Below are 25,092 nucleotides of genomic sequence, written 5' to 3'. Positions count from 1 at the left end.
GCCCTTTTTCATGCCCTTTTCGCAAAAACAGCTTAAAAACAGAACCTACATGCTGAGAAGATTATCCCTCGTTCTTTTCCTGGTGGGCTGCGTGGCAGCCATGTCGTTTGCACCTTTCAAGAAAAACATCGTGCGCGTGTACCTCATCGGGGACTCCACCGTGGCGGATTATTCTGATTACGATGGCGAGGATTACCTGAACAAGCGCTACCCGGTCATGGGCTGGGGCCAGATGTTCAAACCGTTCCTGGTGAAAGACAGCCTGGCTAAAGTAAAGCGCCTCATCAAAGCCGACAGCGTCATCCTTTTGGACAAAGCCCGGGGCGGCCGCAGCACGCGCACCTTTTTTGAGGAGGGACGCTGGGCCGCCGTGTACAAAGACCTGAAGAAAAACGATGTGGTCATGATCCAGTTCGGCCACAACGATGCGGCGGTGGACAAAACCGAGCGGTACGTGAACATCCAGGGCTACAAAGAATTCCTGCGCCTGTACGTGAACCAGACCCGCGAGAAAGGCGCGTATCCCATTCTGCTCACGCCCGTGACCCGCAACTATCCCTGGAAAGACGGCAGAATCGGGAACGTGCACGGCGAATATCCGCAGGCAGTGAAGGACGTGGCCAAAGAGCTGAACGTGCCCTTGATTGACCTGCAGCAGCTTTCTATTGATTCTTTCTCCCAGAAAGGCCAGGAGTTTGTGACCAATAACTATTTCATGAACCTGCCCGCCGGCAAATACAAAAACTACCCCGAGGGGCAGAAAGACAACACCCACTTCCAACCCGAAGGCGCCAAAGAAGTAGCCCGCCTAGTATTCCAGGGAATGAAGGCACTGAAGTAAAGCCGGTTGTAAATTCTTTAAAATTAAAAAATCGAAACGAGGCTATTTTCCAGAAAACAGCCCCGTTTCGATTTTTAGCTTGAACTTCTTAGATAAGTCAGTAGCGATAATCCCCATCTATGGCCAAATATGGCGCGGAAGTTACTTCCGTGCCTTTCTAACTATTTATAAGGTTCATGCCAACAAGGCACGGAAGTAACTTCCGCGCTATAATAGAAGAGCGATTCTGGGCTGTTTTGCGCAAAACAGCCCAGAATCGCTCTTCAGTTTCAAAGAATCAGCCTAAGCCTTTTTCTTCGGTGCATACACCTTCTTCAGGAACGCGTCAATGTAGCCTACCATAGGCTCAAACCATGGATCAAACAACGGGAAAGTATGCGGGGAATCGGGGAAGGTATGCACCTGTGAGTAAATCTTGTGCTGATCCAGGATCTTGCGGAAATCGTCACGGCCGGCGTGCATGCGGTCTACGGAGCTATTGATGAACAGGAAGGGCGGAGCGGTAGGGCCCACTTGGTTCAATGGCGAGGCTTCTTCCCACAGGGCGAGCTTCTCCTTTTTAGGGTACCCAAACCAGTACGTAGCTGCCGAGATGCCTTTGGCGTCGTTGCCCTCGCCGGATTCCGGGTGCACAAAGGAAAGCGTTCCGTCAAGGTCTACAACGGCCTGCACCTGGCTGGATACCTTGGTCAGACAGTTTTCTCCTTCATAAGCGGGTTTCTGGTTTGTGGCGCCCAAAAGAGCCGCCAGTTGTCCGCCCGCCGAGAAACCAAGGGCAGTGACTTTTGCGGTATCCACGTTGAACTGTTTCCCGTTGGCCCTGATCCAGCGCACAGCGGCTTTCAGGTCATGGACGGCTGCTGGGTAGAGCGCTTCGGTGGAAAGTCGGTATTCGGCTGTGAAACACACATAGCCTAGATCGGCCAGGCGTTGGGCCAGCGGAATGTGCTGTTGCCGGTTCCCGCTGCGCCAGCCCCCGCCATGGATGAGCAGAATGGCCGGGGTTTTGGCACTCGTTTTCTTCTTGGGGTAAAAAGCGTCCAGTGACAGGGCGCGGTCGCCCATCTGGCAGTAGACAATGTTCCGCTTCTCCTGCACCGTAGGCAATTTGAATTCCTCCACCAGCTTCAGGTTGGGGATATTGGAGTGGTATTTCTTCGCTTGCCGGTAAGCGCCGGGGTTGGAGAAACTGGTATCCTGTTTACCGGTGACGCCCGAGGTCATCTGGGCCACCGCCGGCGCACCTGTAAGCAGAAGGGGGATAAACCCCAGAAGTAGTTTTTTCATGCGGAAGTAGATTTCGGGCTACCCCGATAAGGGTAGATGCAGGCAAGAATCCCGCTCTTAGGGCCTAATTTCAGAAAAATAGGCTGAAAGCTCGCTATAATTTTCCTTCTATTCCTTCCTAACAGCCTTCATCTGTTTGAACCCTGTGGAATATCAATGGATTGTAAATGCTGGTAACATCTTCCTGCTGCATTATTCTCGTTCGGTCCTGAGGTACCATTATCAGCAGCTATGTTCGCGTGCACCTACTCCGGTGAATGCCTCATCCGGTTTGCAAAGGCCTCTTATGAAAGCGAGGTGCAATTGTTTAGGATGGAAATTCCTCTCGAACAGCCCTCAACCGCAAACTGGTGTTTTGCTTCTGAAAAGTTCTACTGCGCCGCCTTGGACCTGAACCGTTCTACATATTAGGAAGTTGTTTAGCTATATTCCAAACATTTGTTAGCCGGATTTCAAGCGAATGAAGTGGGTTTTTAGAAAATTTTCAAATTAAACGGGATTTATGATTGTCATTTATGAAAATAACAATTAACTTTAGACTAGTAGAAAAAATCAAAAGAAGGTTGGCGACCCTCTTTTTTTTACTGGTCTGTGCAATCGTTTGCCCAATATTCCTTCTCTCTAAATGAAAGTTATTGCAATAGCAGGTTGCTGAAAAGATCAAATGAACTGATAGGTATGTCAGCAAAAGGTAAGTTGAACTGGAAGCCCATGAAACTCTAAGGGATTCCGAAACAAGAAAACTTCCAGCTGACAGGAGATTTGGAGCGTTCTTTTAAAAGTGAGTTATATTATTCAGACCCGTTGAACAATGAATCACGTTTTACACCTTCTTTCTCAACAAGTGCACCTAACGGTTAACGCCTTCGGTACAGAATCGGTACACGTCCAAGCCATTGGTCCAAGTAGTAACAAGAGAAAAGGCTCCTCTATGAAGCCATTTTCCTTTCAGAGCCCTATTCCACTACGCTCCCGTTAGTTTCCTTAAAGCATCACTTAAGGAAAACTGTTTTCATCAAAGTCTTTGCTGTTAGACGGTAATTGCTAGTTAATCATTCTTTTTATCAAGATTCTGGTATAGATGTATCTGATTTTTGAATTAAGTAGCAAGACCAAAATGCCAGTTTAAGAGGCATGGTTACCTGATTGCTTATGTAGGTTTAATTCAATTGGCTAGTGCTCTTGGTTTCAATTGGCTTTAGCCTGCTAAGAATGGATCTGGCAAGTTCGCTATTGTCTTACCACGCTATTTGTCACTGCTTGTTATGTGCAAACGATTGCATTTTATCAGTTTCAGAGCATGACCAATCACTAGGCATAGTCAGCTATAGGAAACCCTGTTAAAAGTTTTCCCTAGGACTAGAAGATTTACAAACACAACATCAATCAACCACTTAAAATGTTTAACCTATGAGAAGTATTCTACTTGGGCTAAGGTACCTACTGGTGATTCCGCTGGTATTTGCCTTCACTACCTTTGCAACCGCTCAAGGCCGAACCGTACAGGGGAAAGTTGTAGATGAGAAAGGAGAGGGCTTGATTGGGGTAACCGTTCTCCTGAAAGGTACTTCAACTGCAGGCGCAACAGGGGTGGATGGCACCTATACCCTGAGCGTGCCTTCTGAAGCCGGTACGTTGGTTTTCTCTTACGTGGGGTTCAAAACCCAGGAGGTGCCTATCAATAACCGGTCAACGGTCAACGTGATCCTGGCTTCAGACTCCAAAACCTTTGACGAAGTAGTGGTAATTGGCTATGGTACCGTCAAGAAATCTGATGTAACGGGTTCTGTGGCATCGGTTAGGGGCGAGGACCTTACGGCCATTCCTGTGACCAATGCCCTGGGAGTGATGCAGGGGAAAGTACCAGGCTTGGATTTGACCACTGCCAGCGGTCAGGCAGGTGCTTCGTTGAACTTAAGTATCCGGGGGAACAGATCGGTGAATGCCAGTAACCGGCCATTGGTGTTGGTAGACGGTATCCGCTACGATGGACCTTTGGATGTAAACCCCAATGACATAGCCTCCATGGAGGTGCTCAAAGATGCCACCGCTACCGCTATCTACGGGTCTTTAGGGGCCAATGGCGTAATCCTCATCACTACCAAAAGTGGGGCAGCAGGTAAGCCAAAAGTAACCCTCAACTCTTACTATGGCATTCAAACACTGAATGGCTACGCAGACATCATGACCGGACCGGAGTGGGTACAATTGAGACGGGAAGCCCGCAGAACCGTTGGGGAGTGGAGTTCTCCAGCCGATGACGAGAAGATTCTACCACCCGCTCAGTTTGATAACTTCAGAAACGGAATCTGGACAGACTGGGCCGATCAACTATTGGGCACTGGTAGTCAGCAAAATCACCAGATTGGTATTTCCGGCGGCTCAGACAAGTTAACCTACTATCTGTCTACTGAATACTTCAATGAAAAGGGTCTGCTAAAGATGGACCAGTTAAAACGGTACAGCGGTCGGCTGAACATTGGATATAAGTTGCTGGACAATCTTAAGATCAGTACCAGTTTGTTGTATGCGCAAAGAGATCAGGATTTCAGACGAGATCCGTTAAACCAGGCTAATAAGATGAGTCCTTTGGGTAGGCCTTATGATGATGAGGGCAACTTTCAGGTGTTCCCGGTAGGCGATGCTTCCACCCTGAACGCTCTGGTAGATGAGCAGCCTGGCGCCTTTGAAAACAATGAAATCAACCGTCGGTTCTTCGGGAACCTGTCAGTAGACTACAACCCTATCAAAGACCTGACTATTACCTCTAGGTTTGGAATTGACCAATCCAGCTCCCGAAACGGCTTGTTTGCCGCCACCAATACCATTGATACTGGTCCTAATGGCCTTTCTCTGGCCCGGGCTGAGTTAGGTAATTTTTCCAGATTCACCTGGGAGAACTTCGCAAACTATACCAAGGCTTTGTCTGACAGACATGAAATTTCCGTTTTGCTGGGAAGTAGCATTTGGGGCGAAAGAACCGAGTTGTTTGCTGCACAGGGCAGAAACGTGTTATCCTCTACCTTGAAATTCTATAACCTGGGCGCTTCACAATCGGCCTACCAGCTGGAAAGTAACCTGGTGGAAAGAAGCATGGCCTCTTTCTTTACGCGGCTGAACTATAAATTGATGAACAGATACCTGTTCACATTGGTAATGCGCACAGACGGAGCCTCAGTGCTTGCTACCGGTAAAAAGTGGGATTACTTCCCATCTGCTTCCGTAGCCTGGATCTTGAAAGAAGAGAGTTTCCTGCAGAATGTAAATTCCATCACAGATTTAAAACTACGGGTAAGCTATGGAGTTTCGGGGAACAGCCAGATAAGTCCCTACATGACCTTGGGTGGTTTAGGCAGGTCCACTTACGCCTGGGATGAAACCCCAGCATATGGGTATTATCCTGGTGCGCTTTCCAACCCCAACCTTAGCTGGGAGACTACCGCCACTGCCAACGTAGGGTTAGATTTCGGATTCTTTAATAACAGACTTACTGGTACTTTAGACATGTATCAGCAAGATACCAAGGACCTCTTGTTGGAACGCCTTTTACCTACTACTTCTGGGTATGAGCGAGTGATTGACAACATTGGAAAAGTACGGAACCGGGGGGTAGAGTTACAACTGAGCACTGTAAACCTGGACAAAGTAGATGGCTTCAGATGGACTTCTGATTTCAGCTTCTCCAGAAACAAAGAAGAAGTACGGTATCTGGGAGATGGCGTAGAACGTGATTTGAGCTTTGGTACTTTTGGCTTGCACGTAGGCCATCCTATCAACAGTTTCTATGACTATGAGAAAATAGGTATCTGGCAATTGGGCGAAGAAGAACAAGCCCTTAAAAACCAGCAGAAGCCTGGCGATATCAAAGTGAAAGACCAGAACGGCGATGGGGTAATCACCCCAGCAGACCGGGTGGTAATAGGAAACGGAGTTCCTGACTGGACCTTAGGGGTGACCAACCGTTTCAGCTATAAGAACTTTGATCTTTCGGTGATGGTGTACGCCCGCGTGGGTCAGACCATTATTAGTGAGGCCGCCGGTTCTTACAAGGTAGACGGGTTGGAAAATGGCCCCATGGTAGATTACTGGACCCCTGAAAACCCCACCAACGCCTACCCAAGGCCAAATGCCAGCACCAGTCGGGCCAGTACCCGGTACTACACCACCCTACAGTATGTAGACGGTTCTTTCGCGAAGGTGCGGGATTTAACGTTGGCATATAACTTCCCTAAAACGCTGATTAGTGGGCTGAAACTTTCCCGCCTGAGAGCTTATGTAACCGCTAAAAACTACTTTATCCTGTACAGCGAGATCAAACCCTATGACCCGGAAAGAGGCGGCTCACTAAGCTTCCCGATGACAAGACAAATGGTGTTTGGTTTAAATGTTGAATTCTAAGAACCGGAGGGCAAATCATGAAAAAGTTATTGTATAAAATCTTGTTGCCGGTGAGTTTGCTGGCTACCCCTTCTTGCGAATCATTCCTGAAAGAAGAAAACGTCTCGGGACTCACTGCCGATAGCTATTACAACACCGTAGAGGGTATTGAAAGCTTGGTAAACTCGCTGTACACCCCCATGCGGTTCTGGTACGGGAAAGAAAATGGCATTGCTATCTCTGAACTGGGCACCGATATTTTTACCCGTGGCAGCGGGATGGAAAGCCCACCCATCGCCTTGTATAACTCAGACTTATCTGGTGCCAACACAGCCCTCAACTTCTACTGGACCCGGTTCTACGCGGCCTTGAATGCCTGTAATGCGGCCGTGGCCAGAATACCTCAGTCGCCGCTGGCCGATAACCTGAAGCCGGTGCGTGAAGGGGAGGCCCGTTTCCTGAGAGCCTTTTACCTGTGGCACATTGTGGAAACCTGGGGAGGCGTTCACCTGTCTACCACCGAGACCATTGGTGTGCAAACCACCGCCAACCGCACGCCTGTGGAGGCGTTTTACACCCAGATTTTCCAGGACCTGGAATTTGCCAGTAATAACCTTCCGGTTACCACCAACCAGTACGGCCGGGTGACCAAACCAGCTGCAGAGGCGTTCAAAGCCAGAATGCATCTGTACCGGGGCCAGTATGCAGAGGCTGCTGCTCTTGCCAAAAAGGTGATCAATGACTATGGTTTCAGCCTGGTGCCAACCTATGAAGGGCTCTGGAACATCGCTAACATCAAAAATCCGGAGGCCATCTTTGTTGTGAACTTCACCGCCGACCTGATCCTGAACCGGGAGTTTGACGGGCTAACCAGTGCCACCGCAGATGATATCCTGCTGCGCGATGGTGGTAACAACTCACATATGATGTTCCTGATGACGTATGACCAGCTTCCGGGCATGCAGCGGGACATCCGGTATGGCCGACCTTTTTCACGGTTTATGCCTACTGCTTATTTGTTAGATCTGTTTGATGAAACCAAAGATTCCCGTTTCAATGCCACTTTTGAAACGGTGTGGTATTCTAACCGACCTGGTACTTATAAAGTAACCACCTCTACCGGAGCACAGAAAGACGTTACTTTCAAGGCAGGGGACACTGCCATCTATGCTACCAAGTACGTGGTACCTGCTGCGGTGAAGGATGCCAAGCCTTATACTATTATTGACCGCAGCCGGACCTATGCGCCAGATGGAGCGCCCATGGTGCGGGACCGCTACATGTCCCTGAAGAAATTCCTGGATCCGTTAAGACTGACCATTTCTCAGCAGCAGGGACGCAGAGACCATTTTGTGCTCAGGTTAGCCGAAATGTACCTGATTGCCGCCGAGGCAGAACTGATGCAGGGCAGACCCAACGATGGCTTGCCGTTCATCAATGCCGTCCGCAGGCGGGCAGCCTTGCCCGGAAAACAAGCCGAAATGGAGATTACTGCCGAACAGCTAACGGTAGATTTCATCCTGGATGAGCGCGCCCGGGAGCTGGCCGGTGAGCAGCAACGCTGGTTTGACCTCAAGCGCACAAACAAATTGGTAGAACGCGTAAAAGCCCACAACCCAGATGCCGCCACTAATATCCAGGCGTTCCATATGCTAAGGCCAATTCCTCAGGCGCAACTAGACGTGATCACCAACCCCAGTGAGTTTACCCAGAATGATGGTTACAATTAGAAATCAAAGCGGGAGATGAAAACATCTCCCGCTTTGATTTTAAGGCAAAAGTGAACTTAAGAGTTGATCATGCCAGGTAGGAGATGCATGAGAAAGTCTCTTGTTTCAGATACTTTTAAGCAAGCAGTTATTCTGTGTTACTTTGATAAAGGTAGCATGCAGGAAGTAATTTACTTAGATCTACCCTAATGGCTCCTTCATGTCAAAGGTACTTAAGCCCATTTCTGTATTTAAATAATGCCTACATTGGTCACTGATAGAAGGTTAAGCTGCATGAAAAGCTCTGATCAAAGTACCAATAACTGGAATTGCTCCTTTTATATGAAAGTTAGCGGTAAAAGATAAATATTGAATGATGAAAATTCTTCCACTATTTCTTTTAGTATTGCTTTCGTCATGTGATTTCGGGATTAAAAAAGGTGCAGAATTGACGGAAGATGAAATAAGTTATATTCAAGGTCTTGGCATACTTGATGAGAAAGAGAAAATAATTCTCTTCGACTCTCAAATGGACATCAAAACGAGCGGAAACTTTATATCGGACAAAAGATTAGCTTCTTATTGGATAGACAAACGCGACAAGAGAAAAAACGAGGTGAATTTCGTTTACTATAAGGATATAGACACAATTACATACAAGGACTTATCTAAATCACTTACTTATGCGTCCTTCCTGGAAGCTGTAAAAAAAGACGGCAAAAAGATGAAGGTATATGTGGGCGGAGACAATAATGCGATTAGATACTTCTATAAAGTAGCAAACAGAGAATTGAAGAAAAACTTCTAACCGCTAACAACACCTAAACGACGGCTGCAGACCGACGGCCTGCAGCCGTCGTTTAGCCCAGTCCGTTTGGGTACATTATAGTAGAAAAATAAATTATGGTAAGACATGCTTTAATTTTATTCATAATAACAGTCATTCTAAGTTCTTGCTCTTTAGCTAAGCAAGGAGTATATTATAATGAAATGGCAGAACCTCCACAAGTAAAATTAGAGAACAGCACATTAGTTTTCTCGACAAAGAACTCATCTAGAAATTCAACTCTAATTATTTATAAAGTTGAAGCCAAAGCTAACAACGACAAGAAAGTATTAGTGGTCACGGCGAAACAAGTTGCTCTCAAAAAGGCCCTCAACTCATTTGAAATCCGACTTGATGGATTAGGAATAAAAGACATTAATGGCTTGACCATAAACTGGATTGACCCTGACGGAAATAAAACAGCAATAAAACTATAAAATAACGTGCCTAACAATGTGTAACGTCAACCTGTGGCCGACGGCCACGCGCGTCGGTTATACGAGATCGTTGGCAACAAGCTATATAGATAATCAGATGAAGTCAGTATTTCTTTTCCTTACCTTATATGCAGTTGGGATTACTGATTCCTTTGGTCAAACGTTGAGCAAAACGTATGTCGATAGGTGGATTGCAGGAACTTTTCCGGATTCAAGCATAGATAGCACCGGTCTATATATTTTGAATGGACATCTTGTTGATGCGGACTCAATTGATAAGAAGTTAAGCTCCTACTCACAATCCGACTTGATACAGATAGACTACTTTGATAAAGCTACCGCTGAAAACTTAGTTATCTGCGCCCCACCTAGAGGAATTACGCTGTTGACTACTAAAGGTAACCAGAACAAAAAAACGATACGCGAGAGCTTCTCTAAGGCAAAAAGAGAATTTACCCGGAGTGCATCTAACCTCAGCAGCCCAGAAGAACTCCCTGTTTTGATAATCAATGGACAGCTAATTAAAAATTCAGAAAGTGGACCTGTGTTGAAAAACTTAAGAAAAGCGGATGTTATAGGAATAAACATTATTAGAAGGCCCGTTTCCAGGCAGCTTTATGGAGAGAACGGTAAAAACGGATTAGTCGTAATTTCAACCAAATAGAAAAGAAAGCCAGTTGCCAACGGTTAGTATAAAAGATGGAATCTCATAATAACTGGAAGTCTAAAACCTTAGAAAGTCTTGAGAAAGATGTTTAGCCTTCAGAAGATTCAGGGTGTTTTGTAGGTTATTCAAGCTTTTTACTGTTCACTGTCATTGGCTAAGACGGACAGTGAATTGGTTTAAAACGACCCCTTCTCACAGCGTAACCGCTATCTGGTTGTATAATCACCCCGTTGGCAACCTGTTGCAGTAAGATACCAACGGGGTGAGATGTAAGGGCATTTGCTTTTACTAGGGGGTGGTTAAAACTTTCTCATAGGCTCTTCTAGGGCTTCCTCTGAAATACACCTCGCCACAATAGACATACCCCAGTCTGTCAAAAATTGACATCATGGCTAGGTTATCAAAATTGGTGTCGGCTTTGATGCTGTGTATATTATTACTCAGGGCAAACTCTTCTATAAACCCAAAGATTTTCTTGGCTAACCCTTTCCCAAGGTATCCTTCTGCAAGCGCTACCCTATGGACCACTACAAAATCATCGTTTGTGAGCCATTGTCCTATGATTTTGGCGTATTCTGGCTCGTTGTTGATCATGAGAGCGCTATAACCAATAACCGTTTCCCCTACGGTTAAAACATAACCCGCTCCGGTTTCAATGTCTTTTTGTACCACATCCGGGTTGGGGTAGCCGTCTTGCCATTGATTGCTGCCGTCCTGCTTTCTGCGAAGTATTGCTCCCTGCAAAATCTCCCAAATCTGGGAGTGGTCTGCCTGGGTTGCCTTTCTGAAGGTGTATTCCATTCTTAATGTGTATTCAAATACTGTAAGTTGTAAAAGTGATTAGCTGCTTAAGGATACATCGGTTGGTATACGCTCAACCAATATTGATTCCTGGTCTGTTTTCTGCTGGAGTAATGCTTTCCGTATCATATAACAGAGGATGATGTTTATACAGGCTAAGAGCAGAAATGCGTAAAGAAAGACTGTAACACCAAACTGCTGAATCAGAAAACCACCTGCAAAAGGCGTCAGGGCCTGGGCAATCAGAGGTAAACGAGCTAATTGCCCGATCATTACCGCATAATGCTCTTGCCCGAAGACAGATAAAGGCAAGGTCCCTCTTAGGATAGAGCGCATTCCATTGCCCATCCCAAAGAAGATTACTCCAAGAAATGCCCCCCTGGGATCCAGGAAAAACAAAAGAATTCCCGCTACACTGGCGAAAGCCGAGACGATGGCGGTTTTGACAGGCGTGATGTTGGATAAAACTAAATTCAATACCCTAACACCTGCCTGGCTTGGCCCTAGAAAGGCAACAATGCTGAGCACAGTTGCCATTGCCAGCTTCTTGTCCAGAAGAATATCTATCAGGTGCACTACAATTCCGGTTGTCAGGATTGCGCCTAATGTGAAATTGATGAGCAGCAAATAGTAGATCTTTGATCTGTACAGTTCCTTTGTACCTGCTTTCTTTTGATTTCCCTCATGTGGATTCGCTGCCGTGCTTTTTGCCGAAGGAAAGACATAGCTATGAATGGGAAAGATGGTCAGCAATAAGATGGCCGCATAGATAAAGCAGGTAGTACGCCAGTTGAAACTACTCTCCAACATTGATACAAGAGACCAGGAAATGGTAGGAGCCAGGCTGGCAATTAAGGTCACCTGAACAATGGCTTTGCTTGTATGCTCTCCATAGTTTTTGCCAATCGAAGCGAACAGCGCATCATACAAGCCCATCCCCATGGCAACGCCAATGATGGTCCAACCCAGCAGGAACAGGAGAAAGTGCTCTGACAAACCCAGAACCGTCAACCCCAGGGCCATGACCACGCCTGCATATTGCAAGACAAAGTTTCGCTCACTAGAGCTGATTAGTTTCCCTATGCTGGGCAGCAACAAGCCTGAAACTAACAGCGACACCGACAAGCAGCCATAAACCATCTGGTAGGTCCAACCGGTTTCTTTCATGATCGGTTCTGCCAGCACCGATAGGATAAAGTAAGAGCCACCCCACAGCAAAATTTGAGCAATACCCAAAGCCACGTTCTTCAAAAGAGACGGCTTCGGGGTTTCTAAAGAAGCATCCACAGTAATTATTTTCGCGCGACAAAGGTCCGAAGAATCAACAGATTCGGAAAACCTTATTTCAATAGATTGTATGGGTAAATCCGATCTGCAAAAGGAGAGCTAAGAAACCGCAGCCGTCAGCGTGTTTCCGGGGTATTTTCCCTGAAGCTGGTCTGAAACGAATTTGCATAGAAAACCCCTCTATCTTGCCTCACAAGGAAGCAGGATAGAGGGCCAGCAATGATCATTCAGGGGGTTACACCCCAACAAACTTTTTGTCGGTGGCAGGGGAAGTCAAGGGGAGCCGGATGGTGAATTGGGTGCCTACGCCAATTTGGGAATCAACCAGGATGGTACCCCGGTGCTTTTCAATGATGCCGTGAGAAATTGATAGCCCTAAACCCGTTCCTTCGCCCACGGCCTTGGTGGTGAAAAAGGGCTCAAAGATCTGCTGCTGCACTTCCTCTGACATGCCCACTCCGGTGTCTTCAATCTGAATCACTACTTCCTCCTTCTCCTGGAAAGTAGTGATGGTGATGGTCCCTCCGACTTCCATAGACTGGGCCGCATTGCTGAGTAAGTTCATGAACACCTGGTTCAACAAACCTGGGTGGCAGTCTATTTTAGGTACCTGCCCATAGTTTCGCTGTACCTTGATGTGGTCTTTGAGTTGCGTGCTCAGGATGACCAGGGTAGAATCCAGGCCCTCATGGATATCGGCTTTTTGCAGGCTGCTTTCCTCCAAGCGGGTGAAGGTTTTAAGGCTTTTTACAATCTCTTTGGTACGGGTGGCACCGTTTTTTACGCAGTTCAGAAGCTGGGCAGATTCTTCAATCAACTCTTCTACTTCCAGTTCTTTCTTCAGCTTTTCCAGCTTCTGCAACTGTTTTGTGTTATCGGCACCGGGTTTCAGGGCCATGTACCGGGTGAACACTTCCCGGATATCGGAGAAATTTACCCGCAGGGAGTCTATGCCCGCCGACACAAAGTTGATAGGATTGTTGATCTCATGCGCTACCCCGGCGGTTAACTGACCAAAGGAGGCCATTTTCTCTGTCTGGGCTAGTTTCTTTTTGGTGCGGACCAGGCTTTTATATGTCTGTTCAAGGTAGGTGCGTTGGCGTTCAAGTTCCTGCTTTTGGGCATCAATGACCGCATTCTTCACCTGCAGCAGCTGGTTGGCTTCTTCCTTCGTGCGAAAGGAAAACAAAACAAACGTTGCCAATATCAGGAAAACCAACCCAATGAGCAGGGCTTTCTGCATAGGCTGTTGATGCAGATTGATTTTTTGCAGATCAAACTCATGCAGAGCCAGGCTGATATGCGCCTGTTGCCTCACCGGCACGCTGGGAACGGTAAGCTCAGAAAGTTTATTTACAGGGCCTGTTTGGGCCAGGGTGTCCTGTACTTCCAGCAGCAGGTTATGGTAATGGAAGGCTTTTTCATAGTCAGAGAGCTTGCCGTAGGCCTGGGCTATGCCCGCGTACGCCTCGGCTAATTCCCCGGTTTCTCCCAAGGAAAGGGCAAGGCTTCTGGCTTTGGCAAAAGTGGTCAGGGCCTGGTTCGCCTGGCCGCCTTTTACCTCCAGGTGCCCAATGTAATTCAAGGCCTGGGCCACCTCGCGGGTAGCGGCGACGGATTCGGCCAGGATCTTCGCTTTTTGGTGATACACCAGGGCTTGCTCATCTTTGCCCAGTACCGAGTGCAGTGCCCCAATGTTGTTTAGGAGATGACTGGCTCTTACCTCATCGCTTAGTTTATTAAAACGCTCTAAAGATTGGTTCCAGTAGCGCAGGCCCAGAGTGTGGTTTCCCTGGTTTACATACACCAACCCTATGCTGCTCAAGGCGTAGGCCTCTCCTTTGGAAAAGTGATGCTTTCTGGAAAGTTTCAACGCTTCTGAAGCGTATTCAAGCGTTTTGGTATGGTTTAATCCCTGGTAGGCATTGCTTAACTGCAGTAGTAGGTTCACCCGGGAGGTATCTTTTGCTGATCTCAAAAGGTCCCTAAGATGATCCAGCGGCTTTTGGTGCGCAAAGGCTGAAATTTGCAGAAATACAGTGAGCACCAGATACATTGCTACTTTCATGATGCTTGTGTTAGGTTTGGTGTCTGCTATTTTGGTAAATACTTTACAGTCAGTTGAATAGTTCCTGTAAGGCGCTATTTGAGTAAATTCATGGCCTGATAAAGTAATATTATTTGTTTTAATTGTATAATGTACGCGTTCTGTATTTTAAAACCAAGAACGATGTTCATTTATTATGTTTATCAAATGTCCGTTTGGAGCTGGTTTATAAAAAGTAGCCTCTAAACGAGACGGGCTTTGTCTGGTTGGAGCCAGGAGGTAGCTAGTATGACAGCGATTGCCGCCCGGAAAGTAGACCAGTGTTCCTGAATATCGTGCGATAGAGCACCTATCGTCGGTTTCAGAACGCAGAAGAAACTAAAACACCTTAGGCTTTTCTTTTAAGAAAGGGCTGAGCTGCAACTGCTTCTTTCTTAAAATAGAAACCTAAGGTGCTTCTGATTCTGGGCTACTTTCTGAAAAGGAGGTGTAAAAGGGTGGAGTAGGGGAGTTATCTGATTTGGTTTTTTTAGCTTAGTTTGGTTTCCACAAAGTACATGTCTACCTCGCCTTTGTTTTTAGCCAGCACTTTTCCGCGGTAAAGACACCCAAACCATTCTTTCACGGCCTCAAAGGTTGTCTCAGAGATGTTGACCCTGCCTCGTTCGCCACAGGATTCAATGCGGCTGGCAATGTTCACGGTATCGCCCCAGATGTCATAGGCAAATTTTTTGCTGCCAACTACGCCTGCTACAAGAGGGCCCGTGTGAATGCCAATGCGCAAATCCCACCTAACTAATCCCTTTGCCTCCCTTTCATCGTTGAAGCGCCTCATATAATCCTGTATTTCTATGGCGGCTAAAATGGCGTCTACCGCATGGGTTTTGTTTGGAACAGGAATGCCGCCGGCGCACATGTAAGAGTCCCCAATGGTTTTGATTTTCTCCAGGTTGTTCTTCTCTATAATAGAGTCAAAGACCAGAAAACAGGCGTTCAGCTCAGACACCAGTTCATTGGGGCTAAGCCCCTCGGCAATTTTGGTGAACCCTATGAAATCAGTGAAAAGAACGGTGGCGCTCTCATAGTAATGGGGCGTGGCTGCTCCTTTTTCTTTCAGTTCGTTGGCCACTTCTACCGGCAAAATATTCAACAGTAGCTTTTCAATCTCTTCTTTCTGCAGGTTCACCTGCTGGGTGCGTTCCTCCACTTTCTGCTCCAGCACTTCATTGGCCTCCTGAAGCTCATGAATCAATTGTTTGTTTTTGCGGCGCAACTGAAAGGCCTCTATGGCATTGTCCAGGGTGATTTTTAATTCCTCTTTGTCCCAGGGCTTGGCAATGTAGCGGTACACCTGCCCGGTGTTAATGGCGTCAATAACAGACTCCATGTCGCTGTAACCCGTCAGGATCATGCGGATCATGTCCTTTTCATCCGGGAGGTTTTTCAAGAACTGAACGCCGGTCATGCGAGGCATGCGCTGGTCTGTGATCACCAGGCTGGCATCCAGCGATTTCAGGATCTCCAGTCCTTCCTCGCCAGATTTGGCCGTATGCACATTGTAGTGTCTCCTGAACGCCGATTTAAAAACCACCAGATTATCCTCTTCATCATCTATGTAAAGAATGGAAGGTTTTTCAGAGACTTCGGTGAGTGGGGAAGCAACTTGTTCCAAGGTCATGTTTTCCATAATGGTAAAGGGGATAAGAGGTGGTCTGTTTGCTTACTGGTGTTATTCTACGGTCTCCAGTTTCTGGACCTGGGAGACTGGGGTAAATTGCAATGGAATTCTGATGGTGAACTCAGTACCCTCGCCGGGGTGGGATTCTACTTCTATCTTGCCTTTGTGCTTCTCAATGATGCCGTAGGAAATGGAAAGCCCCAGACCGGTGCCTTCGCCCACGTCTTTGGTGGTAAAGAACGGCTCAAAGATGTGTTTCTTCACTTCCTCAGTCATGCCCGTTCCCGTATCCCTGATCTTAATGACGGCATAATCATCATCTGTGTAGGTTTTGATAGCGATGGTGCCCTCCCCGGGTATCGCCTGGGCGGCATTGTTCAGGATGTTCATGAACACCTGGTTCAGCTGGCCCGGATAACAGTTGATCTCCTGCAGGTCGCCGTAGTTGCGCACGATTTTGATCCGGTTTTTCAATTGGTTGTTCAAAATAACCAGGGTAGAGTCTAAGCCTTCGTGCAGGTCTGCTTTTTTGAGGTTGTCTTCGTCCAGGCGGGTGAAGTTTTTCAGGCTTTTCACTATCTCCTTGGTGCGGGTGGCGCCGTTTTTCACGCTGGAGAAAAGGTGCTCAGATTCCTGAATAAGGCTTTCTACCTCCACTTCTTTTTTGAGTTTTTCCAGCTTCAGCAAATGTTGGGTATTATCTTCGCCGGGCTTCAGCTGGAAATATCCTTTTGCCACTTCCACAATGTCTGCAAAGTTCACCCTAAGCGATTCTATGCCCACAGACACAAAGTTGATGGGGTTATTGATCTCATGGGCAACCCCGGCAGTGAGCTGGCCCAGAGAAGCCATTTTCTCTGACTGTACTAACTGCTCCTGGGTGTTGAGCAGGTCATTATAGGTTTTCTCCAGATGATCCCGCTGGGTGGCCAGTTCTTCTTTCTGGGCATTGATCTCGGCGTTCTTGCGCTGCAACAATTGGTTCGCTTTTACCTTGTTCCTGATGTTAAAGAACAGAACCACCGCAATGATGATGATGAGCCCCAAAACCGCCAGCAGCGCATTCCGGAAAACCTGCTGCCGTTGCAGACTGGCTTGTTTCAGCTGACTGTCTTTGGTTAACAGGTCAATCTGGTTCTGCTTTTTCTCGTTCTGGTAGGCGGCTTCCAGGTTGTTGATTTTCTCTTTGGTCTCGGCGTTGTACAGGGTGTCTTTTATGCCCAGCAGCAGCGACTGGTATTGGTACGCTTTCTGGTAATCTGCGAGCGATTGGTAAGCCTGAGCTAAGCCAGCGTAGGCATCTTTCAGTTCATGGTTTGCCCCTAACGCACTGGCAATGCTCTTGGATTGCAGGAAGGTAGCCAGCGCCTGGTTTGCCCGGTTCAGCTTAAGGTTAATCTGACCAATGTAATTCAGGGCCTGGGCTTCTTCCAGCTTCGCTGAGACAGAATTGGCAATATCCCGGGCTTTCTGGTGCTGTTCCAGAGCCTTTGGCAAGTCTCCGCGGGCAGCATACACCTTGCCTATGTTGTTCAAGGTATAGGCTACTTTGTCTTTGATACCATCGGTTTGTAAGATGTTCAGGGCTTCCTGGTAGTATGACAAGGCTTTGTTGTGGTCACCTTTGACAAAATAGATTTCGCCAATGTTCACAGTAAGTGTACCCAGAGTGGTCTTATCCCCAATCTCCTTGCTGAGCGGCAAGGCCCGCAGGTAGTAGGCCAGGGCTTTGTCTACGGTTGCAGGGTTGTTGTAATACTCCGCCCCAATGTTCAGCAGCGCAGTGGCGATCCGGAGTTTATCGCCACTTTCTTCTGCCTTCTTCAGAGATTTAAGGTAGAATTCAATGGCTTTGGCTTCCCACCCCTGGATAGAGTAAATCACCCCAATGTTACTGAGCATGTTACTAGCCCCCACTTTGTCGCCCAGCTGGTTGAAAATGGCTAATGAACGCTCCCAGTAACGGATTACCTCTGGGTAATTTCCTACGCTTACAGAGGCCAGTCCCAGGCTTTTCAGGGCATAGGCTTCTCCTTTCGGAAAATGGTGAGTTCGGGAGGCGGCCAGTGCTTCCTGGGCATAGGCAATGGCTTTGGCCTGGTCTGATCCGTTATAGGCCTTGCTCAACTCCAGTAAGATGTTCACCCGTGTGGTGTCTGTGGCGGTTTTGAGCAGGGCCTGCAAACTGTCTTGGGAAGCGGTTTGGGCCACCAGTAAGTTTGACAGAAGAAAAGAAAGCAACAGCAACAATGATTTTTTCATATCTCATGCTTTAAAGTGCTTCTAAGTACTCTCAGGTCTGCAGCCATTCCTGTTGAATCAGGAGTGGCTGGTGCCTGGGTTTACAAGTTGTATCCGGGCGTTCCTTTCTGCGGAGCAGCGTTACTCCCGTTTCACAAGTCTGAAAGATTTCACCTCGTGTCCGTATTCTACCTTCAGCAGGTACACCCCGGAGGCAAGATGTCTGGTGTTCAGGATATGAGCAGCGGTGCCTGCTTGCAGGGTCTGCCGTTTTAGGCTCGTTTTTCCCAAAACATCTACAATTGACACAGTTACTTCTGTTTCTTCCAGGGTGCTTAAGTCAAGGGACACCTCATTCCCTATGGGGTTCGGATACACCCGTATTGCTTCAGTGGCCTGTTCCGGGATGGTTTCCAGTTTGCTGGCCAGTACACCCTGCGGCGTGGTAGTAGCACAAGGGGAGATTATGCCAATATTGCTTTTGCATCTGGCGGAAGTGGAACTAGCCGAGGAAGCGACAGACGTCTTTTTGACTCCCTGGAAGCTGGTTAAATCCCAGGTTAGTTTAGAACCATCAAATTCCACCGAGAACGCGTAATTTCTACCCGGTTTGAAGATGGTAGGAATCATGGTTCCGTTTACAAAGCAAGGCGGTTGCGTACCGGCAAAAATGAGCTTGTTTTCACTGTTGAGCGGTAAACCCACGGTTTGGGTATTGGGGTTTTCATACCAGAAATGGGCAATATAGAACCCCGGCCGACTAGAGACCTGCACGCATTCCAGAATGGGTTTCACGGCTCTTACCCCAGTTCCTATGGGGTTCACAAAGAAGTTGCCGGGTTCACCGTAGGTCACATTCACGTTGGGCGACAGGAGGGAAGCAGGTGCCCAGCGGTGCGCTCCCAGGGTGTACCCGGTGATCAGGTTAATAGAAAACAGTCTGGAAAGAACCTCATCTGCTTCGTTCAGGATAAGGATAGATTTCTCATTGTTGGCAGGCCCTACGGTGTTGGTGTTCAAAACCCGTGCGGCATTCAGGACCCTAGCGGCGTTAATCACCCGGGCTCCGTTGATTACCCGGGCGGCATTCATGAGGTAGGTGGAATTGAAAACGGAAGATATGTTCAATTCGCTGCTGTTTACCTCATTCAAGAGTCTGCTGCTGATGTTCAGAACCCGGGTGGAGTTGATGACCCGGGCAGCACTGGTTTCGGCTAGTTCACTCACCAGAAAGCTCCGGTTTCTGATAGACTCTATGTTTAGCAGCTCGGCTTCGGTGACTAACGCTACTTTGTTTGTCTGAAGCGCCAGATGGGTCTGTAGCAGGTTATTGCGCACCAGTTCAATCCGGTCGCTGGTGTTCCTGATGGGTGTGGGGAAATTGAAGGAGTATGCAAACCCAGTGATGGGAGCGCCCTCGGCAATGGCCACATCCCGGGCTCCTATTTCCAGCGCGATTTTCTCAATCTGCAGTATACCGGGCTCATACACCATCTCGTACTTGTCAGACCTCGCCAAGAAGGGATGACCCGCCACCAGAGATGGCGTAACCACATAAGCTCCCACATCGCTTAGGTCGGTGGCCAGCGTCGTGAACCTTATATCGCTTGACCTAAGGCTATCATTGGGGGTAAAGGTGGCGGTAAAGGTTGGCAGGGCGTCACCGTAGCCTTTGGTCAGGGTATTGGCTTTTATACTGATAACTTTTTTAGGGAACAGGTACAGGGGCTTAGAGCAACCGCCGTCCCCACCTTTGATGCTGGTAGACGGGCTGCAAACCTCAATAGAGGGGTTCCCTGCATAAGCCGGAATCACGGTCTCCAGCTGCGTCTCGCTGATGTAAACCGTAGGAAGTTCTGTGCCGGCAAACTTGATTTTGGAGATGCTGCCCTGGCTGGTTCCCTTGAAGTAGTGCCCCTGTACAATCAGTCTGCTTCCCGCCGATACGCCATTAGGGGTAGAGATACTCAAGGCAATAGGGGTGGGCGTGGCAAAGGTGGAAATGGCATTGTCTGGCCTGATGAACCCATACCCGCTGGCCACATCAGGCCCGGCCGGGCCCATGTCCAATGCCGAAGTCCGTAACAGGTTTCTTACAGCCGCCGGAGCTAGGGTTGGGCCAGAAAACTTCACGTGCGCTTCCATTACCAGGGCCGCGGCGGCGGCGGCGTGGGGAGCCGCCGCGGAGGTCCCGAAGAAGTTATAGAAAGAATCCCCGTCATTGTACAGCACCCCAATGGGAACCGTAGTATTGCCTCCGTTGGGAGCCACAAAATCTGGTTTGCTTCGGATGGTGGCCCCAGCCGCAAGAAGAGGCGTGCCCCCCCTGGAAGAAAAAGAGGCAATGGTGGGCACCGGAGTATTGTAGCGGGGAGTGTTGGAGTACAGAACTGCGCCTACCGTCATGGCTCCGGCGGCATTGGCGTGGCCGGTGATGGTGGAGGTACCTGTGCGGTATTCTCCAATGCCTGCGTTGCCTCTAAAGATAATGTACTTGAACACCACGTTTGGGTCAAGGGTGGCGCTGGCATTCTCTACCACTATGTTTGCCATAGCACCGCCCGCCGATACTTCAAAAGACATGCCCTCAAAAGGAAACGTACTGGCCCGGTTATATCCAATAATGATGTTGCCCTGGTCATCTGTTAAGTAGAAGTCCAGGTCTTGCCCAGTAGAACTGAACCACTGCATGCCCAGGGTGTAAGTTCCCTCGGCCAGAAAAACCCGTTGCCTCACATCGCCGCCGCCAAAATTGTGTTTCCGGTTGGTAGCCGGGTCTACGGGTGTGAAAACTCCCTGGTAGGAACGCTCCCCAAAATTACCGGCCGCAGAGAAATAGGCGACTCCCTGGGCCACTACCTCATCTACCGCCTGGGCTACAATCCCATCCCTGAAGAAGGGATCGTCTATGTACGTGATGTCATCTACTATAATGTTGCAGCCCGTGGCTTTCAATTCCCTTATGCCTTGTGCCAGGTCAATGGGGCCATCAAACCCGGTCCTGAATACCAGCGCGGCTTTGGGAGCCACATCAAAGATGGTTTCCAGAATTGCCCGGCCTTCGTCGGTGCCCAGGTCAGAACCGTTGGGCAAGTCTTTTAGGATCTGCACCGGAAGCGGGTTGATGGGATTACCAGGACCGGGTAAATCACCCTGTTGTACCCCCAGCAAGGCTCCATTGCCTAACCTCGCATTGTAACTGTCTGAGAGTACCCCAATCTTGTTTCCCTGCCCCTGTACACCAAAGGCAGTCCGGAGCAGATCGGTGCGTTGGGCCAGATCTCCCTGGGTGGTAGTGGCTCCGCCGTTGGTTAATGGGGTGAAAACTGGCATTGCCAGGTCCAGGCTGGTTAGTCCATTCAGGTTAGGCAGTTTGGTAATAGGCAACCAGCCGGTGATATGCAGATTGCTGATTTTGGGGTTTAACAAGCCAAGAATCTTAAGGTCATTCAGTAGAGTTGTAACCGCGCCTTGCACGGCATACAAACTGATGAACACATAGTCCTGGCCGTTAAACTTCTCTATCTGGTAGACCTGGTTGCTTTTCAAAAGCCCCGACTCTGGTAAAATGGTGAGTTCTGACCCAATCTTGGACAGGTTCTTTCCCGGCGAGGTGATAACGGGCGTTATGTTGCCTCCGGTGGCGCAAGCGGTGGAACTGCTACTCGCCGAAATGGATCTGGGTTTGCCGCTGGGGCCAATGACGGTCCAGACAAGCACCGGACAATCAAACTTCACTGAAAAGGCAGCGAATACCCGGCCTGGTTTAAAGGTTGTGGGTACTTGCCCGGCTAATACGGTGGCGTCACAAGACAGGGAACTGTTTTCCGGAGGAATGTAGGTCTCAGTTTTACTGGGGTTATTGTACCCAAAAACAGCCTCAAATTTGCTATCCGCCGGATTCCACTTCACGCATTCCAGCATGGGGATAATTTCAATTTCGGTGGTGGTAGTCTGGGCAGTGGAAAAAGGTAAATGACAGAAAAAACTTAGGAAGAGGGTGCAAAAGAGAACGAGTGCTTTAACCGGCGCAGCAGAAAGGGGATTTCTGAGGCTGCCCAGATTAAGTTTAGTAAAGGTTGCCATCATGAAGGGTGTCATTTAGGGATGAATGGGCCAACGTAGGAATGAAAACGCCTTCTGATTGCAGGGGGAGGGAGGGCGTGGCAAGGAGCGGGAGAAAAGGGAGACCAATAGGAATTCTTAGGCTTGCAGTAAGCGAAAGAGTGAAATAGAAGAAGTAAGCCCTGCTTCCAATGGAGGGTACAGGCTGCGTACTTCTTTGATATTTACAAAGGGTACTCTACAGGTTTGTTCTACAGCTCTTTTCCTGAAATGTGCTAGAAACCTTTTCCCGGAGATGGGATGGTGGTGAGGGGCTTTGATTCCTTACAACCCAATAGAGAAGGAGATCAGAAGTATTACAAAAATTTCCTGCCAAGATACTAAATAGGAGGGGTTTATTCAAGAAAACCCTTAACATAATACAGAGGGAGTGGCTAGACCATAGAGCCAGCTTTACGTAATGGTGCGAGTTTTATAGGCTTATTGCTATCAATAAGGAAAGCGGTAATCTGTTTCAGGGCTGGATTTTGGAAATGTTCTCTAAACCAAATGCTAATAGGAAGGATGCACCCGCTTTTGAGTTGGGCTTTCGCAGGTTCTGACAAACGGGCAAATGAGCTACTTTTCTCAATGACTGCTTACTTCACTACCAACTTCTCGTTTCTCGGTATTCCTAAAACCTCCAGGTTGGCGTTCTGGAGGAAATCCTTTGCGTAGGTGTAACCGGTAGCGGCAATGGCATCAAAGTTATTGAGGTCCAGCAGGCTGAACTTGCCCACCGGCGGGTTCATGAAAAGGTGCAGGTCGTTGATTTGTTTCCGCTGGTGAACCATGCTGGAGAGAATGGTGGACTTGAGCATGATGGCCGAAATACTGGGGCTTTTATACCGTTTCAGGAAGGGGAGGAACCGCGAAAAGAAGAGATGCCAGCCGCTCGGCAGATTGGTATAGTTCAGTTTGTATTCTTTGTCTTCCAGCAGGTTCACGCCAATCAGTTTTCCGCCGTAGCGGGCTTTCATGACATCCACCGGGAAATTGTTGAAGGAAGCGCCGTCTATGAGCAGGTTGTTTCCTTCTACCACCGGGGGCAACACGCCTGGAATGGAAACCGAAGCGGTTACGGCTTTCCACAGCGGCCCACGTTCATGCACCACCATTTCAGAGAGCGTGTAGTTGCTGGAAATACAGAAGAAATTCAGCCAGAGGTCTTCTATGTGATGCTCCCCAAAATACTTTTTGTTGGTAGCCTGCAGTTTGTGCCCTTTGATGAGCGACAGAACGGGCAAGGTATAATCGCTCATAGGTTTATCGGTGACAAAGGCGCTTCTACCTTTCTGATAGATTTCCTCGGGGCTCCATTCATGGGCTACGGCCGCCGCAATGATAGCGCCTATACTGGTGCCGCACACCATGTCTATGGGAACCTCTGCCTCGTGCAGGGCTTTGAAAATACCGATGTGGGCAAACCCTTTGGCTCCGCCGCCGCCAAAAACCAATCCTATGCCTTTGTTCATGAGCATGCGGGCTAAGCGGTTCAGGTGTTTGCTGTCCTGGAGCCGGATGTTGTAATGCCGGGACACTGGTCGGTTCTCCAGTAGCGCGTGGGTTTGGGCAGGCTGTTGGGTTTCGGGCGGGTACAGCAGGGCTACTTCAATGGCCTGGTTCAGAGATGGGTCACCGCCGCTGAAAAGAAAACGCTCCAATTCAGAAAGAGCAGATCCGTGGGAGGCTTCGGTCAGGAGCAGGACTTTATCGGCTTGCCGCAGGCAGTGGTTGGTCCACTCCAGGTTCTCGGGGTCTGCCTCAAAAATCACAAAGCCGTGGTCCACAACCTGCTCGGCCATCCAGTTATGGATCTCAAAAAAGCGTTCCTGGGGAGATAGCGAAGAATCACTCAACGATAGGGGAAGCAGTTCCTTGTGGACGTACCTGATCCTGTACTGGTTTTCCAGGGTGTTCACCAGTTGGTGCATGAAGTCCCGGGTGACAGGACTAGCAGTGGCGGGAACCAGCACAAAATTGGTGTTTCTGGCTGGCACCCTGGTATGGTGCATGGTAAAGGTGAGACGGTCAATGATAAGTTTGGAAAGCGTGACTACTACCTCGGGGTGGTGGGCTACCAGCTCATCAAAATCAGACTTAAGCAGTTTGGCCAGCATACAGGTGCGCATGGCCACAATGGTAGCCGAGCGGGTCTCCCCGGTGATGAGCGCCATTTCACCTACACTTTCGCCCTGGGCAATCTCGCCTACCCCGCGGGCCTCCGGGGTGTTGAAATCTACCCAGGCCTTCAACCTTCCCGATACCAACAGGTACACACAATCTCCCACCTCGCCTTCCCGGCATAGGATTTCCCCCCGGGGGAACTCAACCCACCTGAATTTCAGCAGCAATTCCTCCAAAACGGGTTCCTGCAAATGACTGAACTGGGCTTGTATAAGGTGTTTTAACCTTGCCATACGAGCCCCTGGCGGATGGTTCTCCTGCAGGGGCTCTGATACATAATCTTGTTCCATAAGACTGGGTTTTTAAAGGTAATTCATTGAAATAAAGTTAGTTAAAATATACCCTAAAAGATAGCGAGAGAAGGGGAGTAAGCATGCATAGACCTCGGATTGGCCTGACTCCTGTCCGGTATAAACCTTGCCCACTGAAGGAACTTATGTTTATAGGCTAGATTCTGCAAAGAAGGATTAAATGGGAAACCAGATGCTTAAAGGAAACCAGCTAGTTTCTTAATGACCAAGCAACACTGGTGAAGACAAACCAGTGAAGGATTTGAGAAGAGATGAATGCGTTTAAAGCCTGATTTTACCAATTCTGCACAAA

General features: G+C 48.5%; 14 protein-coding genes. 6 read left to right on the top strand and 8 right to left on the bottom strand.

Going from position 1 to position 25,092, the window contains the following annotated elements; all coding sequences use genetic code 11:
- Window positions 1-49: 49 nt before the first annotated feature.
- Entirely contained in the window at window positions 50-841 is a 792-nt protein-coding gene (locus JT719_RS05915; RefSeq protein WP_207431581.1) for a rhamnogalacturonan acetylesterase, read from the top strand.
- A gap of 282 nt (window positions 842-1,123) precedes the next feature.
- On the opposite strand, the gene JT719_RS05910 is transcribed toward JT719_RS05915, so the two are convergent.
- Window positions 1,124-2,128, bottom strand: coding sequence for an alpha/beta hydrolase (locus JT719_RS05910; RefSeq protein WP_207431580.1), 1,005 nt, complete (start codon window positions 2,126-2,128; stop codon window positions 1,124-1,126).
- A 1,410-nt stretch (window positions 2,129-3,538) separates the two neighbouring features.
- Here JT719_RS05910 and JT719_RS05905 point away from each other — a divergent pair.
- The 5 genes from JT719_RS05905 to JT719_RS05885 all read left to right on the top strand — a co-directional run bounded on the left by JT719_RS05905 (window position 3,539) and on the right by JT719_RS05885 (window position 10,141).
- Window positions 3,539-6,526 carry a SusC/RagA family TonB-linked outer membrane protein gene (locus tag JT719_RS05905; protein ID WP_207431579.1) on the top strand — a complete coding sequence of 996 codons (2,988 nt, stop codon included), beginning with the start codon at window positions 3,539-3,541 and terminating at the stop codon, window positions 6,524-6,526.
- Window positions 6,527-6,543: 17 nt separating this feature from the next.
- Window positions 6,544-8,235 (top strand): RagB/SusD family nutrient uptake outer membrane protein, encoded by a 1,692-nt coding sequence (locus tag JT719_RS05900; protein WP_207431578.1) that lies wholly within the window; start codon window positions 6,544-6,546, stop codon window positions 8,233-8,235.
- 352 nt (window positions 8,236-8,587) lie between these two features.
- On the top strand, window positions 8,588-9,022 hold the full coding sequence (locus tag JT719_RS05895; RefSeq protein WP_207431577.1) for a hypothetical protein: 435 nt from the start codon (window positions 8,588-8,590) through the stop codon (window positions 9,020-9,022).
- 95 nt (window positions 9,023-9,117) lie between these two features.
- On the top strand, window positions 9,118-9,477 hold the full coding sequence (locus tag JT719_RS05890) for a hypothetical protein (protein ID WP_207431575.1): 360 nt from the start codon (window positions 9,118-9,120) through the stop codon (window positions 9,475-9,477).
- Window positions 9,478-9,574: 97 nt separating this feature from the next.
- Window positions 9,575-10,141, top strand: a complete 567-nt coding sequence (locus tag JT719_RS05885) for a hypothetical protein (RefSeq protein WP_207431573.1) — start codon at window positions 9,575-9,577, stop codon at window positions 10,139-10,141.
- 291 nt (window positions 10,142-10,432) lie between these two features.
- On the opposite strand, the gene JT719_RS05880 is transcribed toward JT719_RS05885, so the two are convergent.
- From JT719_RS05880 to JT719_RS05850, 7 genes are all read right to left on the bottom strand, one after another.
- Window positions 10,433-10,945, bottom strand: a complete 513-nt coding sequence (locus JT719_RS05880; RefSeq protein ID WP_207431571.1) for a GNAT family N-acetyltransferase — start codon at window positions 10,943-10,945, stop codon at window positions 10,433-10,435.
- Between the two features lie 39 nt (window positions 10,946-10,984).
- A complete protein-coding gene (locus JT719_RS05875) occupies window positions 10,985-12,232 on the bottom strand; it encodes an MFS transporter (protein ID WP_207431570.1) in 1,248 nt (415 codons plus the stop codon).
- Between the two features lie 235 nt (window positions 12,233-12,467).
- Complete coding sequence (locus tag JT719_RS05870; RefSeq protein WP_207431568.1) at window positions 12,468-14,300, bottom strand: tetratricopeptide repeat-containing sensor histidine kinase; 1,833 nt, start codon at window positions 14,298-14,300, stop codon at window positions 12,468-12,470.
- 508 nt (window positions 14,301-14,808) lie between these two features.
- Complete coding sequence (locus JT719_RS05865) at window positions 14,809-15,966, bottom strand: adenylate/guanylate cyclase domain-containing protein (RefSeq protein ID WP_207431563.1); 1,158 nt, start codon at window positions 15,964-15,966, stop codon at window positions 14,809-14,811.
- A 42-nt stretch (window positions 15,967-16,008) separates the two neighbouring features.
- Window positions 16,009-18,219, bottom strand: a complete 2,211-nt coding sequence (locus JT719_RS05860; protein WP_207431562.1) for a tetratricopeptide repeat-containing sensor histidine kinase — start codon at window positions 18,217-18,219, stop codon at window positions 16,009-16,011.
- Window positions 18,220-18,339: 120 nt separating this feature from the next.
- On the bottom strand, window positions 18,340-22,122 hold the full coding sequence (locus JT719_RS05855; RefSeq protein ID WP_207431561.1) for a S8 family serine peptidase: 3,783 nt from the start codon (window positions 22,120-22,122) through the stop codon (window positions 18,340-18,342).
- A 779-nt stretch (window positions 22,123-22,901) separates the two neighbouring features.
- Window positions 22,902-24,779 carry a cyclic nucleotide-binding and patatin-like phospholipase domain-containing protein gene (locus tag JT719_RS05850; protein WP_207431560.1) on the bottom strand — a complete coding sequence of 626 codons (1,878 nt, stop codon included), beginning with the start codon at window positions 24,777-24,779 and terminating at the stop codon, window positions 22,902-22,904.
- Window positions 24,780-25,092: the final 313 nt, after the last annotated feature.

The organism is Sabulibacter ruber (assembly GCF_017355955.1).
GTDB classification, from domain to species: Bacteria; Bacteroidota; Bacteroidia; order Cytophagales; family Hymenobacteraceae; genus Nibribacter; species Nibribacter ruber_A.
This window is presented reverse-complemented; position numbering and strand designations above follow the sequence as displayed.